The 19013-nt window shown below is 40.9% G+C and carries 20 protein-coding genes and 1 pseudogene; 16 read left to right on the top strand and 5 right to left on the bottom strand.

What is annotated here, in order from left to right; all coding sequences use genetic code 11:
- The first annotated feature begins 27 nt into the window (after nt 1-27).
- From ACFI4Z_RS06965 to ung, 9 genes are read left to right on the top strand one after another with little or no spacing between them, the layout of a single operon-like run.
- A complete protein-coding gene (locus tag ACFI4Z_RS06965; protein WP_462669949.1) occupies nt 28-849 on the top strand; it encodes an ABC transporter ATP-binding protein in 822 nt (273 codons plus the stop codon).
- Complete coding sequence (locus tag ACFI4Z_RS06970) at nt 833-1843, top strand: FecCD family ABC transporter permease (protein ID WP_462669950.1); 1011 nt, start codon at nt 833-835, stop codon at nt 1841-1843. Before ACFI4Z_RS06965 ends, ACFI4Z_RS06970 begins: the two co-directional genes overlap by 17 nt.
- The gene (cobT, locus tag ACFI4Z_RS06975; protein WP_462669951.1) at nt 1843-2904 is read left to right on the top strand and encodes a nicotinate-nucleotide--dimethylbenzimidazole phosphoribosyltransferase; all 1062 of its coding nucleotides are present in this window, start codon (nt 1843-1845) and stop codon (nt 2902-2904) included. Before ACFI4Z_RS06970 ends, cobT begins: the two co-directional genes overlap by 1 nt.
- Nucleotides 2905-2907: 3 nt before the next feature.
- Nucleotides 2908-3717 carry an adenosylcobinamide-GDP ribazoletransferase gene (locus ACFI4Z_RS06980; protein WP_462669952.1) on the top strand — a complete coding sequence of 270 codons (810 nt, stop codon included), beginning with the start codon at nt 2908-2910 and terminating at the stop codon, nt 3715-3717.
- On the top strand, nt 3714-4235 hold the full coding sequence (gene cobU / locus ACFI4Z_RS06985) for a bifunctional adenosylcobinamide kinase/adenosylcobinamide-phosphate guanylyltransferase (RefSeq protein WP_462669953.1): 522 nt from the start codon (nt 3714-3716) through the stop codon (nt 4233-4235). The genes ACFI4Z_RS06980 and cobU overlap by 4 nt, the downstream gene beginning before the upstream one ends.
- 2 nt (nt 4236-4237) lie before the next feature.
- The gene (locus tag ACFI4Z_RS06990; protein WP_462669954.1) at nt 4238-5713 is read left to right on the top strand and encodes a cobyric acid synthase; all 1476 of its coding nucleotides are present in this window, start codon (nt 4238-4240) and stop codon (nt 5711-5713) included.
- Between the two features lie 11 nt (nt 5714-5724).
- A complete protein-coding gene (gene cobO / locus ACFI4Z_RS06995) occupies nt 5725-6324 on the top strand; it encodes a cob(I)yrinic acid a,c-diamide adenosyltransferase (RefSeq protein ID WP_462669955.1) in 600 nt (199 codons plus the stop codon).
- On the top strand, nt 6324-7181 hold the full coding sequence (locus tag ACFI4Z_RS07000) for a cobalamin-binding protein (protein ID WP_462669956.1): 858 nt from the start codon (nt 6324-6326) through the stop codon (nt 7179-7181). Before cobO ends, ACFI4Z_RS07000 begins: the two co-directional genes overlap by 1 nt.
- The gene (gene ung / locus ACFI4Z_RS07005; protein WP_462669957.1) at nt 7178-7840 is read left to right on the top strand and encodes a uracil-DNA glycosylase; all 663 of its coding nucleotides are present in this window, start codon (nt 7178-7180) and stop codon (nt 7838-7840) included. Before ACFI4Z_RS07000 ends, ung begins: the two co-directional genes overlap by 4 nt.
- Before the next feature lie 47 nt (nt 7841-7887).
- On the opposite strand, the gene ACFI4Z_RS07010 is transcribed toward ung, so the two are convergent.
- Nucleotides 7888-8076 carry a DUF3545 family protein gene (locus ACFI4Z_RS07010; RefSeq protein ID WP_099294866.1) on the bottom strand — a complete coding sequence of 63 codons (189 nt, stop codon included), beginning with the start codon at nt 8074-8076 and terminating at the stop codon, nt 7888-7890.
- A gap of 191 nt (nt 8077-8267) precedes the next feature.
- The gene (gene tal, locus ACFI4Z_RS07015) at nt 8268-9218 is read right to left on the bottom strand and encodes a transaldolase (protein WP_462669958.1); all 951 of its coding nucleotides are present in this window, start codon (nt 9216-9218) and stop codon (nt 8268-8270) included.
- 223 nt (nt 9219-9441) lie between these two features.
- Here tal and yaaA point away from each other — a divergent pair, with 223 nt between their 5' ends.
- From yaaA to ACFI4Z_RS07040, 5 genes are all read left to right on the top strand, one after another.
- The gene (gene yaaA, locus ACFI4Z_RS07020; protein ID WP_462669959.1) at nt 9442-10221 is read left to right on the top strand and encodes a peroxide stress protein YaaA; all 780 of its coding nucleotides are present in this window, start codon (nt 9442-9444) and stop codon (nt 10219-10221) included.
- Nucleotides 10222-10329: 108 nt separating this feature from the next.
- Nucleotides 10330-11241: a mechanosensitive ion channel family protein gene (locus ACFI4Z_RS07025; RefSeq protein ID WP_462669960.1), complete on the top strand. Its 912-nt coding sequence runs from the start codon at nt 10330-10332 to the stop codon at nt 11239-11241.
- A 250-nt stretch (nt 11242-11491) separates the two neighbouring features.
- Nucleotides 11492-11644, top strand: a complete 153-nt coding sequence (locus ACFI4Z_RS07030; protein ID WP_462669961.1) for a DUF1289 domain-containing protein — start codon at nt 11492-11494, stop codon at nt 11642-11644.
- Between the two features lie 318 nt (nt 11645-11962).
- Nucleotides 11963-13732, top strand: a complete 1770-nt coding sequence (locus tag ACFI4Z_RS07035; RefSeq protein ID WP_462669962.1) for an amidohydrolase — start codon at nt 11963-11965, stop codon at nt 13730-13732.
- Between the two features lie 51 nt (nt 13733-13783).
- Nucleotides 13784-14557, top strand: coding sequence for a hypothetical protein (locus tag ACFI4Z_RS07040; protein WP_462669963.1), 774 nt, complete (start codon nt 13784-13786; stop codon nt 14555-14557).
- A 410-nt stretch (nt 14558-14967) separates the two neighbouring features.
- Here the strand turns inward: ACFI4Z_RS07040 and ACFI4Z_RS07045 are convergent, their stop codons facing one another.
- Together ACFI4Z_RS07045 and ACFI4Z_RS07050 are read right to left on the bottom strand one after the other, a co-directional pair.
- Complete coding sequence (locus ACFI4Z_RS07045; RefSeq protein ID WP_462669964.1) at nt 14968-15213, bottom strand: BON domain-containing protein; 246 nt, start codon at nt 15211-15213, stop codon at nt 14968-14970.
- Nucleotides 15214-15387: 174 nt separating this feature from the next.
- A pseudogene (locus ACFI4Z_RS07050) lies at nt 15388-15512 on the bottom strand (DEAD/DEAH box helicase); the annotation flags it as partial.
- A gap of 256 nt (nt 15513-15768) precedes the next feature.
- On the opposite strand from ACFI4Z_RS07050, the gene ACFI4Z_RS07055 reads away from it, so the two are divergent.
- The gene (locus tag ACFI4Z_RS07055; RefSeq protein ID WP_462669965.1) at nt 15769-15963 is read left to right on the top strand and encodes a DUF1289 domain-containing protein; all 195 of its coding nucleotides are present in this window, start codon (nt 15769-15771) and stop codon (nt 15961-15963) included.
- A 117-nt stretch (nt 15964-16080) separates the two neighbouring features.
- On the opposite strand, the gene ACFI4Z_RS07060 is transcribed toward ACFI4Z_RS07055, so the two are convergent.
- Complete coding sequence (locus tag ACFI4Z_RS07060; RefSeq protein WP_394192258.1) at nt 16081-16410, bottom strand: BON domain-containing protein; 330 nt, start codon at nt 16408-16410, stop codon at nt 16081-16083.
- Nucleotides 16411-16835: 425 nt separating this feature from the next.
- Here ACFI4Z_RS07060 and ACFI4Z_RS07065 point away from each other — a divergent pair, with 425 nt between their 5' ends.
- Nucleotides 16836-18923 (top strand): S8 family serine peptidase, encoded by a 2088-nt coding sequence (locus ACFI4Z_RS07065; RefSeq protein ID WP_462669966.1) that lies wholly within the window; start codon nt 16836-16838, stop codon nt 18921-18923.
- The last annotated feature ends 90 nt before the right edge of the window (nt 18924-19013 follow it).

Raw genomic sequence — 19013 nt, forward strand, 5'->3', positions numbered from 1 at the left:
TTTTGCGCGTGCTAGCAGAGATTAACATTGCAGACACCAATACCACTTCTTACAGTCAATAAACTATCTTGGGCTGTTGCTAATATACCCATTTTAAAAAATATAAATATCAGCATTGAACAAGGTAAATTTATAGGATTACTTGGGCCTAATGGTGCGGGTAAGTCGAGTTTATTGCGCTGTCTGTATCGGTTTAACAAACCAACCACTGGTCAAGTGCTCCTTGGCTCGCATGATATTTGGCAATTAAGTGCGGATAATTTTGCAAAGCAAGTTGCCGTGGTTTTACAAGAAACCCCCTCACAATTTAACCTATCTTTGTATGATGTAGTGAGTCTAGGGTTAACCCCGCATAAACGCCTTTTTAGTGGTACTACACAAAGTGATAAGCAGCTAATTCACCAAGCGATAAAACAAGTAGGATTAACTGAGCACACTAACCAAACATTTGATTCGCTCTCTGGTGGTGAAAAACAGCGAGCTTTAATTGCTCGTGCCATAGTGCAAAGGCCGCAGCTTTTGATCATGGATGAGCCTACCAGCCACCTTGATGTAAAATATCAAATTCAATTAATGGAATTAGCTAAATCACTCGGGGTAACCGTGTTGGCGTCGTTTCATGATTTAAATTTGGCGGCCAGCTTGTGTGATGAACTATTAGTTATAGATCACGGCGAAATAGTGGCTTCTGGCACACCGGAGCAGGTCATAACAGAGAGCATGCTGAGCGATGTATTTGGTGTCTGCGCGCAAGTTACTGCGCATCCGCAAAGTAAAGCGCAATCCATTCCGCATATAACGTATTTCTATGGTTATCAATCAGGAGCGCAGCATGCCACTGAAAAATAACCTAGCATTACTATTCACCATTGTATTAAGCGTACTGAGTATTTTTGCAGCGTTGAGCTTTGGTGCTGCCCCCAGTAAGTTTATTGATGTGTACCACAGTGTAATTGGTCAGTGGTTTGGCCAAGGAAGTGACTCGTTCATGGAGCGGATCATTTGGCAGTTACGTTTTCCGCGTACTTTATTAGCTTTCCTGGCTGGCTCAGGACTCGCAATTGCAGGGCTTATTTTGCAAACTGTGACTCGTAATCCATTAGCTGATCCTTATTTATTTGGTATTTCATCTGGGGCTTCATTTGGGGTGGTGTGTTTTATTACCTTCACTGGTATCAGTGCTGGATTTTCAATGTCGCTAGCTGCCTTTGTGGGTAGCATGTTGACCATGTGCTTATTGATATTTGTTGCAGGGCGTAGAGGCTCAGCTCAGGTTGAAACCATGTTATTAGCAGGGGTTGCATTGTCATTTTTATTTAGTGCGTTCACTAGTCTGCTGCTTTATTTTAGCGATCCACAAGCTATCACCGCAATTTTATTTTGGACCTTAGGTAGCTTTGCAGGAGCGCAATGGCAAGCTCTTTGGTTGCCAGCTTTAGTCATCATCAGCTGTATGGTTTTATTAATGAGTTTTAGGCGTCAACTCAATGCCATGTTGTTGGGTGATGAAAGCGCCGCGACCTTGGGTATTCCTGTGCAGCGCTTTCGCTTATTAATGTTGCTGTTAAGTTCATTGATCACTGCAGTGCTAGTCGCATTATGCGGTGGAATTGGATTTGTAGGCTTAATGATCCCACACATAGTGCGATTTTTTGTATCTCAAGGAACCTTAACAGGCCTTGCGATGACTGCACTCGTTGGCGGTACATTTATGGTCTGGGTAGATGTGCTCTCGCGTATTGTGATGAGCAACCAAGAGCTACCAATCGGGGTGATCACCTCAGCTATCGGCAGTGTGTTCTTTTTATCTTTACTATGCTTTCGTAAAAAGGTGTATCAATAATGCATTCTATTAAAGCACTCAACACGCAATTTGATACGCTGATCAGCGATAAAATAAATCAAAAAACTAAACCGCTAGGGGCACTGGGTTTACTTGAACCACTTGCACTGCAATTGGTGAGTATTTTTAGCCAAGGTATTACTACACAAAGTGCGTTTTTAGATTTTCAACCAGCGATAAATCAGCCCACATTAATTGTGTTTGCCGGCGACCATGGTGTTGCAGCGCAAGGAGTGTCAATTGCCCCTAGTGAAGTTACTGCACAAATGGTCGCTAATTTTGCTGCGGGTGGCGCGGCAATTAATGTGTTTTGCAATCAGCTAGGCTGGCAGCTAGAAGTGGTTGATTGCGGTACTTTAACTAAACTACCTAATGCGGGTATTCGTGATTGCCGTTTAGGGGATATAACCGAGCCGCTGAATCAACACATGGCTATGAGTATCGATCAGGTACAGCAAGGGTTTAGTAATGCAAAACAACTAGTATTAGAGCTGAGCAAGAATGGCTGTAATACTCTAGCCTTAGGTGAGATGGGCATAGGTAATACCACTAGTGCAGCCGCGATTATGGCGGCGATGCTAAAACTCCCTGCCAGCGAATGCGTGGGTAAAGGTACCGGCGTAAGCGATGAGGTGATTGCACGCAAAGTAAAGGTTGTGGAGCAAGCACTGCTGTTACACAAAACTCAGCTAGATGATCCAATCACATTACTTGCAGCTGTTGGTGGCTTTGAAATAGTGCATATTGTCGGGGCTATGCTCAGTGGCGCAGAGCAACAAATGGCAGTGCTGGTTGATGGCTTTATTTGTACCGCTGCAGCTTTAGTTGCGATTGCAATTAACCCCAATGTAAAAGCCTATTTAATATTTACGCATAGCTCAAACGAGCAAGGTCATAGCAAAATGTTGGCCCATTTAAAAATTAGGCCTTTGCAGCAACTCGATTTGCGTTTAGGCGAAGGTACTGGCGCCGCATTAAGCTTACCCTTGTTACAAAGTGCACTGGGTTTTTATAATAAAATGGCAAGTTTCGCCGACGCGGCTGTAGATGATGTGGTGTGAGTGATGATCCAAGCACAAGCACGTATCACGCAATGGCAATTGCTCCAATTAGCGGTTAGCTTTTTAACCCGCATCCCGGTAAAGCTTCGTTTTGAGGTAACATCTCAGCACTTAAATCAAGCCAGCCGCTACTTTGCGTTAGTAGGTTTAGGGCTTGGTTTAGTACATGCTTTGTTGTTTTACTGCCTGCAATTTATATTACCTGTATCAATATGTGTGCTGTTAGTAATGGCACTTAGCTTACTCATCACAAGCGCATTTCATGAAGATGGCTGGGCTGATGTATGGGATGGTTTTGGTGGTGGTTGGCAGGTATCGCAAAAGCTTAATATTATGAAAGACAGCCGTTTAGGTTCATACGGCGCGGCGGCACTTATTATTATATTGATGCTGAAATATCAAAGTTTAGTGATATTAAGTGAACACAGTGGTGTGTTGTTATTTGCTATCATTGCAGGGCAATGCTTAAGCCGTGTTGTTGCGACCAGTATCATTTTTAGCATGGATTATGTCAGCGAAGATGCCAGCGCAAAAGTAAAACCATTGGCTATGCACTTATCTAAAACCAGCTTAGTCACTTTACTATTAACGGCAGCACTTTTATTTGCCGCTACGTTGATTTTCCAGCTTGTCACGTGGCAGGCATTAGTAATTATAACCCTGACTTTAGTATTCGTACGTTTGATGGTTATGCATTGGTTTAAACGCCAACTAGGCGGTTATACCGGTGATTGCTTAGGGGCAGCGCAGCAACTTAGTGAGGTGAGTATTTATATATCCCTCATTAGTATAATGACGAGTAGCGCTCAATGAACGCTAAGCATACCTTAATTCTCGGTGGTGCCCGCAGTGGTAAAAGTCGCTTTGCTGAGCAATTAGCAGCAAGCACTGAAAAACCCGTAATATACATCGCTACCGCACAAAGCCATGATGATGAAATGCAAGCGCGTATTCATCGTCATCAGCAGCAGCGCCCAGCACACTGGCAGCTAATTGAAGAGCCAATAGCGCTTGCAGACACCTTACTTGCCTACAGCAAAGCTGATAACTGTATTTTAGTTGATTGCCTTACACTGTGGCTCAGTAACTGTTTATGCCATGATGATAACTGCTGGGCGCAGCAAAAACAGGCCTTGCTTGGCGTGCTGAGCGAGCTCCCAGGACAGGTTATTTTTGTTAGTAACGAAGTCGGGCATGGCATTGTGCCGCTTGGGCAATTAAGCCGAGACTTTGTTGATCAGTCAGGCTGGTTACACCAGGCAATGGCTGCAGAGGTTGCTCGGGTTGAATTTATAATGGCAGGCTTGCCGCTCACTTTAAAAAGTAGCTAATAATGAAAACAATAATGATCCAAGGCACCACATCAGATGCCGGTAAAAGTACATTGGTTGCAGCTTTGTGCCGAGTGTTTGCCGAGCAAGGTGTAAGTGTTGCGCCGTTTAAGCCACAAAACATGGCACTTAATAGCGCAGTAACCGAAGACGGTGGCGAAATAGGCCGTGCTCAAGCGTTACAAGCAATCGCGGCAAAGGTTGCCCCAAGAATCGATTTTAATCCGGTACTGCTTAAACCTAATAGTGATACGGGTGCCCAAGTGATCATTCATGGCAAAGCAATTAGTAATATGGAAGCGGGTGCTTATCACGATTATAAAAAAGTCGCGATGGATGCTGTGCTCACCTCACAAAAAAGATTAAGTCAAGAGTTTGAACTACTGGTTGTGGAAGGCGCAGGGAGCCCCGCAGAAATCAACCTACGTGCAGGCGATATTGCTAATATGGGTTACGCTGAAGCGGTGGATTGCCCAGTCATTATTATTGCCGATATTGATAAAGGCGGGGTATTTGCGCACTTAGTGGGGACCTTGGCATTGCTGAGCGAGTCAGAGCAAGCGCGAGTACAAGGCTTTGTCATCAATCGTTTTCGTGGCGATATTGCACTGCTTCAAGGTGGCCTTGATTGGCTCGAAGAGTACACGGGCAAACCCGTGCTTGGCGTATTACCTTATTTGCATGATCTGGCCTTAGATGCGGAAGACGCGGTTGCTATTGATAACACAGTAACGCAAGCCAAAGTCAGCATTGCGGTGTTATTGTTGCCGCATATTAGTAATCATACCGACTTTGATGCGCTGCGGTTAAACCCACAAATAGATATAAATTACGTGCGCCACACACAGCCTATTCCCAATGTTGATCTAATTATTATCCCGGGCAGTAAAAATGTGATCAGTGATTTAGCCTTTTTAAAAAATGAAGGCTGGGAGGAGCAAATTAAGCGCCACCTTCGCTATGGCGGAAAAGTGCTGGGTATTTGCGGCGGCTTGCAAATGTTAGGCACCGATATTTACGACACAGCGGGGGTGGAGTCAAGCACCCAGCATTGTAAAGGGTTAGCGCTGGGTGATTTTACTACTCAATTAGGTGTTGAAAAAGTACTGACGCAAGCATCGGCTGTTATCCACTTAAATGGCGGTGAAGCCCAAGTAACAGGGTATGAAATTCACGCAGGACAAAGCCGTGGCCCTGCACTTGAACAGCCTTTACTAAAATTTACCACACACCCGCAAAATGTGACTCATGATGGTTTTATATCAGAAGATAACAGCATAGCAGGCACTTACTTACATGGCCTATTTGATAGCAGTGCAGCAAGCCAATTAATACTCGACTGGGTGCTACCAAACAGTGATATTGAGCAACAAATAGATATAAACACACATCGTGAGCAGCAACTAACGCGTTTGGCAGATATGTGCAAACAACATTTAGATATTCCACAAATTACTAAAATTTACCAAAGCTGGTAAGGAGCAAGCAGATGAGCGATACAAATAACGACAAACACCAACAGCGCCAACAAAAAGTAAAAGACAAAGTGGACGAGCGTATTGCTGCGGCGCAAACAGAAAAAGGCATTTTTCAGGTGATCACTGGCAATGGCAAAGGCAAGTCTACCTCAGGGTTTGGCACAGTAACTCGCTGTGTTGGCCATGGAATGAAAGCCGCTGTGTGCCAATTTATAAAAGGCACATGGCCGTGTGGTGAGCGCAACTTATTACAAGGTGCGGGCGTTGAATTTGCCATTATGAACACCGGATTTACTTGGGAAACACAAAATAAAGAGTCGGATACCGCTGCCGCTCAAGCTACATGGCAAGAAGCAAAACGTATGTTAAACGACGAATCAATTAACCTGGTTTTACTTGATGAAATAACTTACATGATCACTTATGGCTACATTGATTTAGAAGAAGCGCTAGAGGTCATAGCCAATCGTCCGCCGATGCAGTCATTGATAGTAACAGGGCGTGGCGCACACCGTAAATTAACAGATCTTGCAGACACTGTAAGCGAAGTGCGTAATGTTAAACACGCATTTGACGCAGGCGTAAAAGCGCAAATAGGGTTTGATTACTAATGTGGGTATTAAGGCTCGCATTATTTGTTGTACTAGGCTTGGTAAGTACCAAGCTTTTGGCTAAACCTAATAAGCAACAACTAAGAATCGTAGCCCTTGCTCCGCATATCGTTGAAAACCTTTATACCATTGGCGCCGGCGAGCAAATAGTGGGAACAGTTGAGTATGCTGACTTTCCAAAGTCGGCGAACGCAATCCCCCGTTTAGGGGGCCATCAAGGGATTCAAATTGAAAAGCTGTTAGCGCTTAAACCTGATTTGGTTCTGGCATGGAAAACAGGCAGTAAAGCAAACGATTTAGCCTTGATAGAACGTATGGGTGTTAAGGTCTTGTACAGTGAAGCCAATGAAGTCGATGAAGTGCCACAGGAGCTGCTACGACTAGGTAAGTTAACTGGCCGCGAAAAGGCGGCAGAACTTGCCGCGCATGAATTTCAGCAACAGCTAGGCGCTATTAAAGCCAAACAACAAGGCAAAGCCAGTGTTGCTGTGTTTTATCAATTATGGCCAGAGCCGATGATGACGGTGAGTAAAAATACTTGGATTAATCAACTTATTGAGATTTGCCATGGCAGTAACGTGTTTGCCAATAGCCGCACCGACTATCCGCTTATAAGTATTGAAAACGTTATCGTTGCTAAGCCTGAGGTGATTATTCTTCCAGAAGAAAAATCAAAAACTAAACAGCCGGTTATTGATTGGCAGCAATGGCCTGAAGTGCCTGCAGTGAAGCATAATCAATTTATTCAAGTAAATGCAGATTTACTACACAGATTCACTACCCGCATGCTTGATGGGCTAGATGAACTCTGTGATAAAATAGACCAAACAAGAGCCGTTTTAAAGGATGTACAATGAGTCAGTGGCAAACATTTCTACAAACCGAGTGCGCCAAATCTTATATGCAAGACACGCTTGCCTATGTTGCTCAAAGGCGTAGTGAAGGAATTGCAGTCTACCCACCAGAGCAGCAGGTTTTTAGTGCCTTTGAAGCAACTGAGCTTGACGATATTAAAGTGGTTATTTTAGGGCAAGACCCATACCACGGTGAAGGACAAGCTCATGGGTTGTGTTTTTCAGTTCTGCCAGAAGTAACTAAACTGCCACCATCACTGAAAAATATCTATAAAGAGCTCGCCACTGATATTACAGGTTTCACAGTACCGCAACATGGTCACTTGCAAAGCTGGGCTAAGCAAGGCGTATTTTTATTAAATACCGTACTGACAGTGGAACAAGGGCAAGCGCACTCTCATAAGCATTTAGGGTGGGAGCAATTTACCGATAACGTGATTAATCATATTAATAATCATACCACTGGTGTGGTGTTTATTTTGTGGGGCGCGCATGCGCAAAAGAAGGGCAAAGGCATAGATGCTGCCAAGCACTTTGTGTTAAATGGCCCACACCCATCACCGCTTTCAGCACATCGGGGCTTTTTTGGCTGTCAGCACTTTTCTAAAACGAATAAGTTACTTGAGCAGCAAGGTAAAGCCGCTATTAACTGGCAAGTGTAAGAATTAAAAAAGGCCGTTAGCTATAAAGCATGCGGCCTTTATTAATATTAAAAGTCTAACTCATCAACTGCAATATCGTCTGCAAAATAGTCTAACTCCTGTAGTTCTTTGCGTAAACGTTGCTTATCTTTCAATGCTTCGATCTCACGCCATTTTCTCTTTTTATTTTTTTGAGAGGTCTTTTTTGTTGTACTAGGACCTTCTAATATTTCTAAAATATCATCTAGGCTATCCATGAACTTCTCCTATTGAATTTTGAACCTCGGAAATACCTATACCACAGGCCTAACTAAAATAGAATAAAAAAGTGACATTAATGTTACAGTAATGTGATGCCTATATTAATTAAATTAATTTAAAAAATAAAAAAACGCCACAAAGGTGGCATTTTTTAAAGTAAGTATTTATTCACTTACATGGTAATTAATTACATTGCTTTAAAACGGGCTTCTAGCTGTTCCTGAGCATCAGCAAATGAGCGAATTCCTTCAGCTAACTTTTCAGTCGCCATGGCATCTTGGTTATGTAACCAACGGAATTGCGTTTCTGTTAGGGGCTCAGGTTTTGGCTCTTTAGGAATATCACTTTCAAGCAAGTATTCTTGTGCACCTTCAAGGTTGCCTAAATCTTCTAAAAGGTTAGGGCTAATAGTAAGCTTATCACAACCTGTTAGGGCAATAATTTCGCCGGTGTTACGGAAGCTTGCGCCCATAACTACGGTTTTATAATCATGGCGTTTGTAAAATTCAAAAATGCTACGCACAGATTGCACACCTGGATCTTGCAATGGATCTGTTGGTTTTTCCATGCCATTAGCAACGTGCCAATCTAAAATACGGCCCACGAACGGCGAGATTAAAAATACGTTTGCATCGGCACATGCGCGGGCTTGGGCGTCGCTAAACAATAAAGTAAGGTTACATTTAGTGCCTTCTTTTTCTAATTGCTCAGCGGCTTTAATACCTTCCCATGTAGAAGCGACTTTAATTAAAATTTTATCTTTGCTCACACCTTCTTTTTCATACAAGCTAAGTAAAGTGTGTGCTTTATTAATTGTTGCTTGGGTGTCAAACGAAAGGCGCGCATCTACTTCAGTAGAGATATAACCTGGTACAATTTCGCTGATTTCCTTACCAAGTAATACGGCAAAGTAATCACATGCTAACTCAAGTTGTTGAGCGGCATCTTGCTCGGTTTCTTTTGCATAGCTCCACGCTTTATCTAAATAAGGTTTATAAGCTTCAATCTCGCTCGCTTTTAATAAAAGCGATGGGTTTGTGGTGGCATCTTCTGGTTGATGCTTTTTGATCGCTTCAATATCGCCAGTGTCGGCTACAATAGATGAATGTTGTTTTAGCCTTTGTAGAGCTGAAGTCATTTGCTTTCCTCATTCCAAGCAAGTTAAAAGAAAATCTACACCCTTAATATACTTTGTTCATACTGCAACAGTGTGACAATGCTTGATAGGTCTTATGTCCTTATCAATTAAAAAACGGCGGCGTATGAATTTTTTAAGGGAGGATTTATTTAAACAAAACGTGCTTTTCGTTTCATTTAATGTTGAAATTGACATTAAATAATTTACAAGTCAATAGCTAACTATGATCACTGTTATTTCACCTGCAAAAAATCTTGATTACGACACGCCACCGGCAACCGATAAGTTCACTCAGCCTGAATTACTCGAGCACAGCGAAGAGCTTATGAAAGTATGCCGTAAACTAACACCGGCACAAATTGGTAGCTTAATGAAAATTAGCGATAAGCTCTCAGGGCTAAACGCAGCGCGTTTTAGCGAATGGTCGCAACCATTTACCACTGGTAACGCTAAACAAGCTGTACTGGCTTTCAATGGTGATGTATACGGCGGCTTAGACGCTGGTACTTTAAATGAAGGCGAGCTTGATTATGCACAAAGCCACTTACGTATATTGTCCGGACTATATGGCCTATTAAAGCCGTTAGATTTAATGCAAGCGTACCGTTTAGAAATGGGCACTAAGCTTGAAAATACTCGCGGTAAAAACTTATATGAGTTTTGGGGCAGTGTTATTGCGCAAAAACTAAATACAGTTTTAGCTGAGCAAGATAGCCAGTACTTAGTTAACCTTGCGTCTAATGAGTACTTTAAAGCGGTTGATAAAAAAACCTTAAACACACAAATCATCACGCCACATTTTAAAGACTGCAAAAATGGCCAATATAAAATAATTAGCTTTTACGCTAAAAAGGCGCGAGGTTTAATGGCACGCTACATCATTGAAAATAAAGTAACGCAATTAAGCCAGCTCAAAGAGTTTACCGTTGATGGTTACTACTTCAGTGAAGAGGCAACACAAAAAGAGCTTGAACCTGTATTTTTACGCGACGAGCAAAGTTAGCTTTAATGACGATATTAATTTAAAACCACGCTATTGCGTGGTTTTTTCATTTTTGGCGCTTATTTTGCAATCACCTAATTATTATTAAAGAACTTTCAGGACTTAGGCATGCTAAAAATACCGTCAATCAGTGAAGCAGAGAAACTCATCGAAGAGAAGCTTGGGGGGTGGGTTGATATTGTAATCAGTCATATTCCTAATTTTATAGTCGCAGTCATCATCGCGATTATCTTTTCTATTTTGGCCCGCTTTTTAGGGTCTATGATGCGCAATTTATTACGTCGCTCATTGGACTCAAATCAAATAGCAGATTTAATGGCCTCTATTTTTAAGATGATTATCTTGTGCGTAGGTTTGTTTGTTGCGCTGGATTTTGTAGGACTCAAAGGCACGGTTACGTCTTTACTTGCAGGTGCCGGTATTGTTGGCTTAGCTATTGGTTTTGCATTTCAAGATATGACCGAAAACTTGATTGCAGGTATTGCAATGGGGATACGTAAGCCCTTTAAAACTGGGGATGTAATCAAGACTGATGATGTGTTTGGCACAGTAAAAGCAATTAACTTACGTAATACCTTAGTTGAGAATTTTTATGGGCAATTAAATTTAGTGCCTAACAAAATATTGTTTCGCAATGTTTTACTTAATTACAGTACGTTGGGGGTTAGGCGTATAGAGGTACCTGTCGGGATTTCATACGGTGATGACCCAGAACACGCCGCTGAAGTTATTGTTAAAAAGATTAACGAGTTCGACTTTGTAATAAAACAAGATGAAACTGCTGTTTATGCATCTGGATTCGGTGATAGCAGTGTGAATTTATTACTTTGGTTTTGGATAAAATACCCTGGTGAAGCTGACTTTATGACAGTTAGACACAAAGCAATTGTCGCTGTAAAACAAGCATTAGGAGAGGCTGATATAAGTATTCCATTCCCAATTCGAACTTTGGATTTTGGTATCAAAGGGGGTGAAAAGCTCGATGCCATGATCAGTGAAAAGTGCCTGAACTCAGAATAATAAATGGCTTTAGGCTTATTGTACTAACAGGTAATATTTACCTGCCAATAGTGCTAATTTACACGTGGTAATACTTATGGTAAAGCATCAGCACAATTAATTGCTTAGGTCATAGTAAAGTTGTTGCTAGTTGATTATAAACTACAATCATAAGACACGGGCTAAAACTAAAGCTAGTGTCTAATTATAAAAGTCGAAGGTTACAATCAATGAATAATATTAAAGCGAGCAATGGAGAACCAAGTAGCGTATGTATTCGCATTGTTGTTTAGATAAAAATGATATATGTATTGGTTGCTTTAGAACCCTTGATGAAATCTTGGCTTGGCACAGTGCCAGCTCTGAAGAAAAACAGCAAATTCTTAATGCATGCCAAAATCGCAAAAAAGCCCAAAATAAATAGTGTAAGTAGCTGTCTATCCGAATGTTCGATTTGCTTTAAATTTCTTTTGTGTATTCCTCACAGGCTTAGCCATCATGTCTTTTTGTTAACGCTTCACTCATTGCTCTTTGCACAACACGAATATTACTGCTGATAAACTGGTCAGAAACAATGTTGTAACGTCACCTAAAAATGACACTAGCAAATGAAAAGTTAATTATTAAACGTTTGAATAAAATAGAAACGTGGCTATGGTTATTATAGCGATGAAAATAAATTAAAACGAGTAACTCTAAAGACTCGTTACAAGTATTTATATTATTTGAAGGGAGTTCACTCGTGAAAACACAGTTTAATCAAATCAGCCAGCACAGCTTTAAAGCGAAAGTTGTCTTGGCTAGCTTTATTCTATGTAGTTTGTTATCTGGCTGTGAAAAAAAAGAACAGCACCATAGCCTATCCAATCAAGCAGAAAATCCCAGTATATATTTTAATGGCGATATATTAACGATGGAGAGTGCTCAGCCTTCATATGCTGAGGCAATAGTTGTAGCAGGAGGCAAAGTCATTTTTGTCGGCTCTGAAACACAAGCAAAGCATGCCGCTGGTAATAAAGCTGAACTGATTGATTTAAAAGGAAGCACGCTTTTACCTGCGTTTTTAGACCCCCATAGTCATTATTATAGCTCTTTGAGTGTGGCAAACCAGGTTAATGTTTTCCCGCCACCAGCTGGCCCAGGGAACAACGCACAAAGTATTATTGAGGAACTAAAAAACTTTAAAGTGGCTAATAATATTGCTGATGGTGAATTAATCCAAGCTTATGGCTATGATGACAATGAAATGCCAAAAGGACAATTACTGGATTGTGACGATCTAGATGCCGCTTTTCCAAATAATCCAGTATTGGTTGGTCATGTATCCATGCATGGGGCAGTATTGAATACACCAGCACTTAAAAAATGGGGCATAGACGCTTCAACCGAAACACCAGCGGGTGGCATTATTGTTCGTAAAGAAGGCACTAATCAGCCCTGTGGCTTGATAATGGAAACAGCATTCCTGCCAATATTTGCATCCTTACCAGCACCCACCCAAGAACAAGAAATTGAGTGGTCCCGCGCAGGGCAAATGTTGTATGCCGCAGCGGGTATTACAACAGCTCATGAAGGTGTAACGCATGCCAAAGATCTTAAAGTAATGCAGCGTGCAGCTAAAGCAGGCGCGAATATTATTGATATTATCGCTTACCCATTTATCACAGACCTGGATGAAGTTTTAGCTGACAATCCAGTATCTACTTGGGGTAAATACTCAGACAGATTAAAAATTGGTGGTGCGAAAATTACTGCGGATGGATCACCACAAGGAAAGACCGCTTATTTTTCAACACCCTACTTAACAGGTGGTCCGAGTGGTGAAGAAAATTGGCAAGGCGAGCCAACATTTGATTCTGTCACACTACAGAAAATGTTGAAAAAGGTTTATGACTTAGGTGTACCGCTTAATTACCACGCTAATGGCGATGGCGCGATTGATATGCTTTTGCAATCTCACGAAGCAATTGCGGCAAACGATCTAACTAAGGATAGAAAGGTTACCATCATACACTCTCAATTTGTGCGTAAAGAGCAGCTTGAAAAATACGTAAAATATAAAATGAGACCTTCATTTTATACCTTACATACTTACTATTTTTCCGAGGCTCATATTGCCAATCGTGGTACCGAGCAAGCTATGTATATCAGCCCCATGCGTGACGCGATAGATATGGGCATAGTACCTACCAATCATACCGATTTTGTTGTAGCACCGTTGGATCAAATGTTTGTTGTTTGGTCGGCTGTTAACCGTATATCTCGTGGTGGTCAAGTTATTGGTGAGGGACAACGCATAACGCCTTACGAAGCACTACAAGCCATAACCATAAACGCAGCATTGCAATACGGTGAAGAGGCATCCAAAGGTACCATTACAACAGGCAAATTAGCTGATTTAGTTATTTTGGATAAAAATCCTTTAAAAGTTGACGCTGATGCGATTAAAGATATTCGAGTCCTTAAAACAATTAAAGAAGGCAAAGTGATTTTTAAAAATGAGAATATTTAGTTTTTACAAAATGTCTTTAGTAGCGAAAGGATTAACGATTCAATGACCCTGATGAAATTAAGTTTAAAGTTAATTGGTACCTCTATATTGTTGTCCATACTGCTTATTAAACACGTTTTTGCAGCCGATGCGGCTGTTGTTGATAACGGAACAGATCCGACTAAATTTTCTAAAATAGCCGAAGCAAAGTACGAACAGTTAGCTTTAAATGGCGGTATAGATAGTAATACCTTGCGGCTAAGTTATACCCAACCGCTAGGGGAAAATAAAGACTACAGCATACGCTTACAGGCACCTATAACGTCGATTGATGGCTTTGGTAGTGATGGTTACGCACTGGGTGACGTTGCTGTGCAGGTTGCCCAAGTTTTCGGATTGACGCGTAAACATGGCTTTGTTGCGCAGGGAGAGATAATATTTGATACGGCTAGTCGGCCAGAACTAGGTACAGGGAAAAACGTATTTAAGGGGACGTTTATCTACGCGCTTTTTCTCAAAAATGGGGGAGTATTTGCCCCAGCATTTGTGCAAAGTAACAGTCTCTCAGGTGATAAATTGCGCAGTGATGTTAATATGACAACTTTTGATTTTTATTACGTTCCTAAATTTACAGACCCTCGGAATTTAATGACCATTGATCCCGCATTTAATTTTGATTGGGAAAATAATAAAAAATTCGCTAGTTTAGCAGTAACTATGGGACGCGTTATTGGACCTGCATTTGGAGGAAATGGCATTTTGTTTATTAAGCCATCGCTTTTTTTAGGCAAAGATAGACCGAGTTCATGGGGCATCGAAATTGGTTATAAAGTACTTGGATTTTAATTCGAATATTTATACAAAGTAGACGTCGCATAAACCAACTTTTTATTTATAACAAAAATAGAGCATTAATGTAATAAGTTGTTGTTAGTGATGAATAAACTGAAGCTGGAACGGCTAACAGTAAGGGCAATTATAGTTCATACAAAGTAAATAAACTGAGAGGGAAATAACTTCCCACTCGCAGCGCGTTTTCACATCACCAGCTGAGCAGCACTTCTTTGTGTAAGCCACCATTAAATTTATTTTTATGCAGGTATTTATTTTCTCAATAAAAAACGCAGCGTGTTTATGTACTCTTCGCGCTTGATAAAAATTTAACCTACGAGAATTAACTCTTAAATAATAGCAATATAATTTTTAATGCGTTTAACCCCATCCATATTTTCTAAAAACTTTTGTGCTAGAGTAAGTTAAAAACCGTTATTAGCTTTGCCTTTGAGTTCAACGTCACCATTATTTACTTGTACGTTTAAATTTTCTAATTCTAAATTTGGATTAGTACGTAACTCATGAGTAATAGATTGTTGTAAATTAGGTTGTGTGGCCACATAACTCACTACTGCTAAATGCTTTGCTGCACTAACTTTAAAAGCAGAGACTAATAAAAATAAACAACAAAACGAAATAAAACCGATAGTAAATTTAATGCGACTCATAACTCTATCCTTAGTGTTTATAAGCCACAAAAAAGCTGACAAACGTCGGCTCAATCAATGTATTAAAGCTAAAGCTATTTTTTCTTCGTTTTCATTTTTACTGGATCTTTACGCTTTTTAACTGGTGGCTTAGCTTCTTTATGTTTTGGCTCTAATCCTTTATATACACGGCGTTTTAGCTTCTTCGCAGATGAGCATCATTTCTTTACGAAAGCCCATGTCGAGTATGCGGTCTGCTTCATCTAAAATAAGCATCTCAACATTTTAGTATGAAAATTTTCGGTTTCTAAGTATTCCATTCCCAATTCGAACTTTGGATTTTGGTATCAAAGGTGATGAAAAGCTCGATGCCATGATCAGCGATAAACAAAAGGATGATTAATACCCCAAAGAGCTAACTGTAATGTAAAAACGCGTGTTAAATAACACGCGTTTTTTGTATTTTTTACGAGTAAGTATGACTAATTTACACAGCTTTAAAAGCAGTACTTTTGCTGGCAGCTTTATAAAAGCTATCTACAGTTAAAGTAATCTATTTTGATACGGAGTATATATATGGTTAAAAGATTCCTAAATGAGCCAAGTACTCCTTGTATCAGTCGCTGCTGCCTTGATGCTGATGATACGTGCATAGGTTGCTTTAGAACGCTCGAAGAAATACTTAGTTGGCGAAGTTTAAGTGAAGCCCAAAAGAAACAAGTGATGGCAGAGTGTGAGGTTCGTAAACTACAGCGAAAGAAGTGTGATTGAATATATTGCCATATAGAAGTCGAATAAACTTAATGCTTGGTAACACTTATGAAATTGAGGATATAAAAAAGAGCGCCAATGACGCTCTGAAGGGGAGGGTGCGTAATAAGTTATGTATTATTGTGTGGCTTTTATTCTTATTTTATTTTCAATAATTTTAATGCCTTGGGTGTTTTCTAAAAACTTTTGTGCAAGGGCGCGTTCAAAGCCATTACGGGCAAAGCCATTTAATTCAATTTTATCTTTTGTGATAACGACGTTTAACTGAGATAAATGCAAGTTAGGGTTGGTGCTTAATTTATTAACAGCAAGTTGTTGTAGCGTTGGTTGCGTGGTTGCACTGCTGATCATAATGTTGCTAGGTGCGGCCATTACTTTCGTGGTACAAGCGAGTAAAAAAATACAACAAAAAGATATAAGTGATACTGTTAATTTAAAGCGGTTCATAGTTCCCTCAACTTATTTAGTTAATCTTATTCCATTCAATACAAGTTCTAAGCCAAGTTTAAGTTGCTGAAATTAAAGCTTTTAATTCACATGCTAAAATTAAGGTACGTAGTTTTTACACTTTACTGGGTAAAAAGCTCAGTGTTTCATAGGTAGGTTTGGAATTCTTTATCGATACAAGTATTTTAACTTTTTATTTACACTGTTTTTAATGTTAATTTTGGTATTTAACTGACTGAAAATTAAGCGGTTAAAATTCAACTCATTGTTTTATCTGGCTTGTTACTTGATGCAAGACAAAAAAATAACAGGTATTCCATCATAAAAGCTTTGTTGACAGCGTTGTCTTTGCGTGTTTCTATAAAGGGGTTGTGAATTAAATGTTAATTTACAGTCATTAAATTTAACATCCAAGGAATTTAAAAATGAGCGTGTCTAAACTACCTAGCTTTAAAATCTCTGCTTTAGCGAGTGCGGTTTTACTATCTACAGTGCCAGCGGCAATGGCTGAACAAATTGAGTCAGAACGATTTATTGTACATTTGTCAGAAAAAACAACAGCAGTACACACAACATTTGCGCGCAGCCAAGCGCAAGTGAACGACATGAAACGCAGTTTAATGAATAACATTGCAACGAACGCGAGCGTTGAGGTTATTCAAGCATTACCTGACATTAATGCCATGGCCGTGGTATTAACAGCTGAACAAAAATCACGTTTGGAGCAAAGTGCTGATGTAGTGAATATCGAAGTGGATCCTAAGCGCTATTTGATGGCTGAATCGACGCCTTATGGAATCACCATGGTGCAAGCAGCACAGCTTTCTGACAACCTTACAGGGAATCAGAAGGTGTGTATTATGGATACTGGTTACACGTTAAATCATCCTGATTTACCTAACACTGGTGTGACTGGCAGTGATGGTTATGGCGCTAACAACACAGGTAACTGGTATAACGATGGTAATGGCCATGGTACGCATGTTGCCGGTACTATCGCTGCTCTCGGAGGCAATGGTCAAGGTGTGATTGGGGTTAACTCATCGGGTCAATTAGGGTTGCATATCGTTAAAGTATTTAACGATCAAGGTCGCTGGGCTTACGGCTCAGATCTTGTTGCTGCAATTGGTCAATGCCAAAGTGCTGGTGCGACTGTAACTAGCATGAGTCTAGGTGGCCCTCAGTCATCGAATGCAGAGCGCCAAGCTTTTGCTAGCAGTTATGCCCAAGGTATGTTGCACATAGCGGCAGCAGGTAATGATGCGAACAGCTCACTAAGTTACCCAGCATCATACAATGAGGTTGTATCGGTGGCTGCAGTTGATCGTAATGGCACTAAAGCGTCTTTCTCGCAATACAACGCACAGGTAGAAATAGCAGCACCGGGGGTCGGCACTAACTCAACGTGGAACAATGGCGGATATAAAAGCATTAGTGGTACGTCAATGGCAACCCCACATGTATCAGGTGTTGCAGCATTGGTGTGGAGCCACTTTCCACAGTGTTCGAATCAACAGATTCGTGATGCATTAAATGCCACTGCGCAAGATAAAGGTGCACCTGGACGTGATACTTCGTATGGTTTTGGTATTGTTAAGGCGAAAGATGCCTATGACTATTTAGCTCAATCAGAGTGTGGTGGGGGGAGTGGTGTGGATAATGCACCTGTGGCACGTTTTAGCGCGGCGGTGAATGATAAACAAGTTACATTTTCTAACGCTTCAACTGATGATAAAGGCATAAGTGGTTACTATTGGAACTTTGGTGATGGTAACTCAGCCACCAGTGAAAACCCCATTCATACCTATGCTGTTGATGGTAACTATTCAGTTACGCTAGAAGTGACTGATACGGCAGGTCAAACAAATCAACGTAGTCAAACCGTTAAAGTAACATCGGTGGTTGGCGGTGAATGTGATGGTATTGCAGCATGGAATGCCAGCAAAGCATACCGCATTGGTGATTTAGTTGAATTTAATCAAGCTAAGTACAAAGCGACTTGGTGGTCAACAGGTGCAAGCCCAGCAGTATTTTCAAATGTATGGTCTCGCCAAGGTGACTGTAAAACCGGTGGAGGCACAGTTAATCAAGCGCCTAAAGCGAATTTTGATTTTAGTGTAAATGGCTTGGCAGTGAATTTTACTAATGCTTCAACTGATGATGTTGCTGTGACTGCATATAATTGGACCTTTGGTGATGGCAATGCTGCAAACACTAAAACCCCAGCGCATACATATCAAGCCGCTGGTAGCTACAAAGTTAAGCTGACGGTAAGTGACGCACAAGGACTAAACCATAGCTTAACAAAAACCATTACGGTGAGTGACGCCGTGACACCGCCTAATGGCTGTAATGATCTGGCTGTGTGGTCTGCATCAGCTGTTTATAACCAAGGTCAAGAAGTTGCATTTGATGGCCGCCGTTACAGTGCGAAGTGGTGGACTCAAGGTGCGAATCCTGCGGATAATTCATCAGCATGGGCTGTATGGAAAGACTTAGGCGTATGCCAATAACACTAAGTAACCAGAGTTCAGGTTAAAAAGTAAAAAGCCGAGGCTCAGTTTAATGAGGCTCGGCTTTTTTAATAATCTTGAAAGGTCAAC

The organism is Pseudoalteromonas sp. RWi3 (assembly GCF_054960735.1).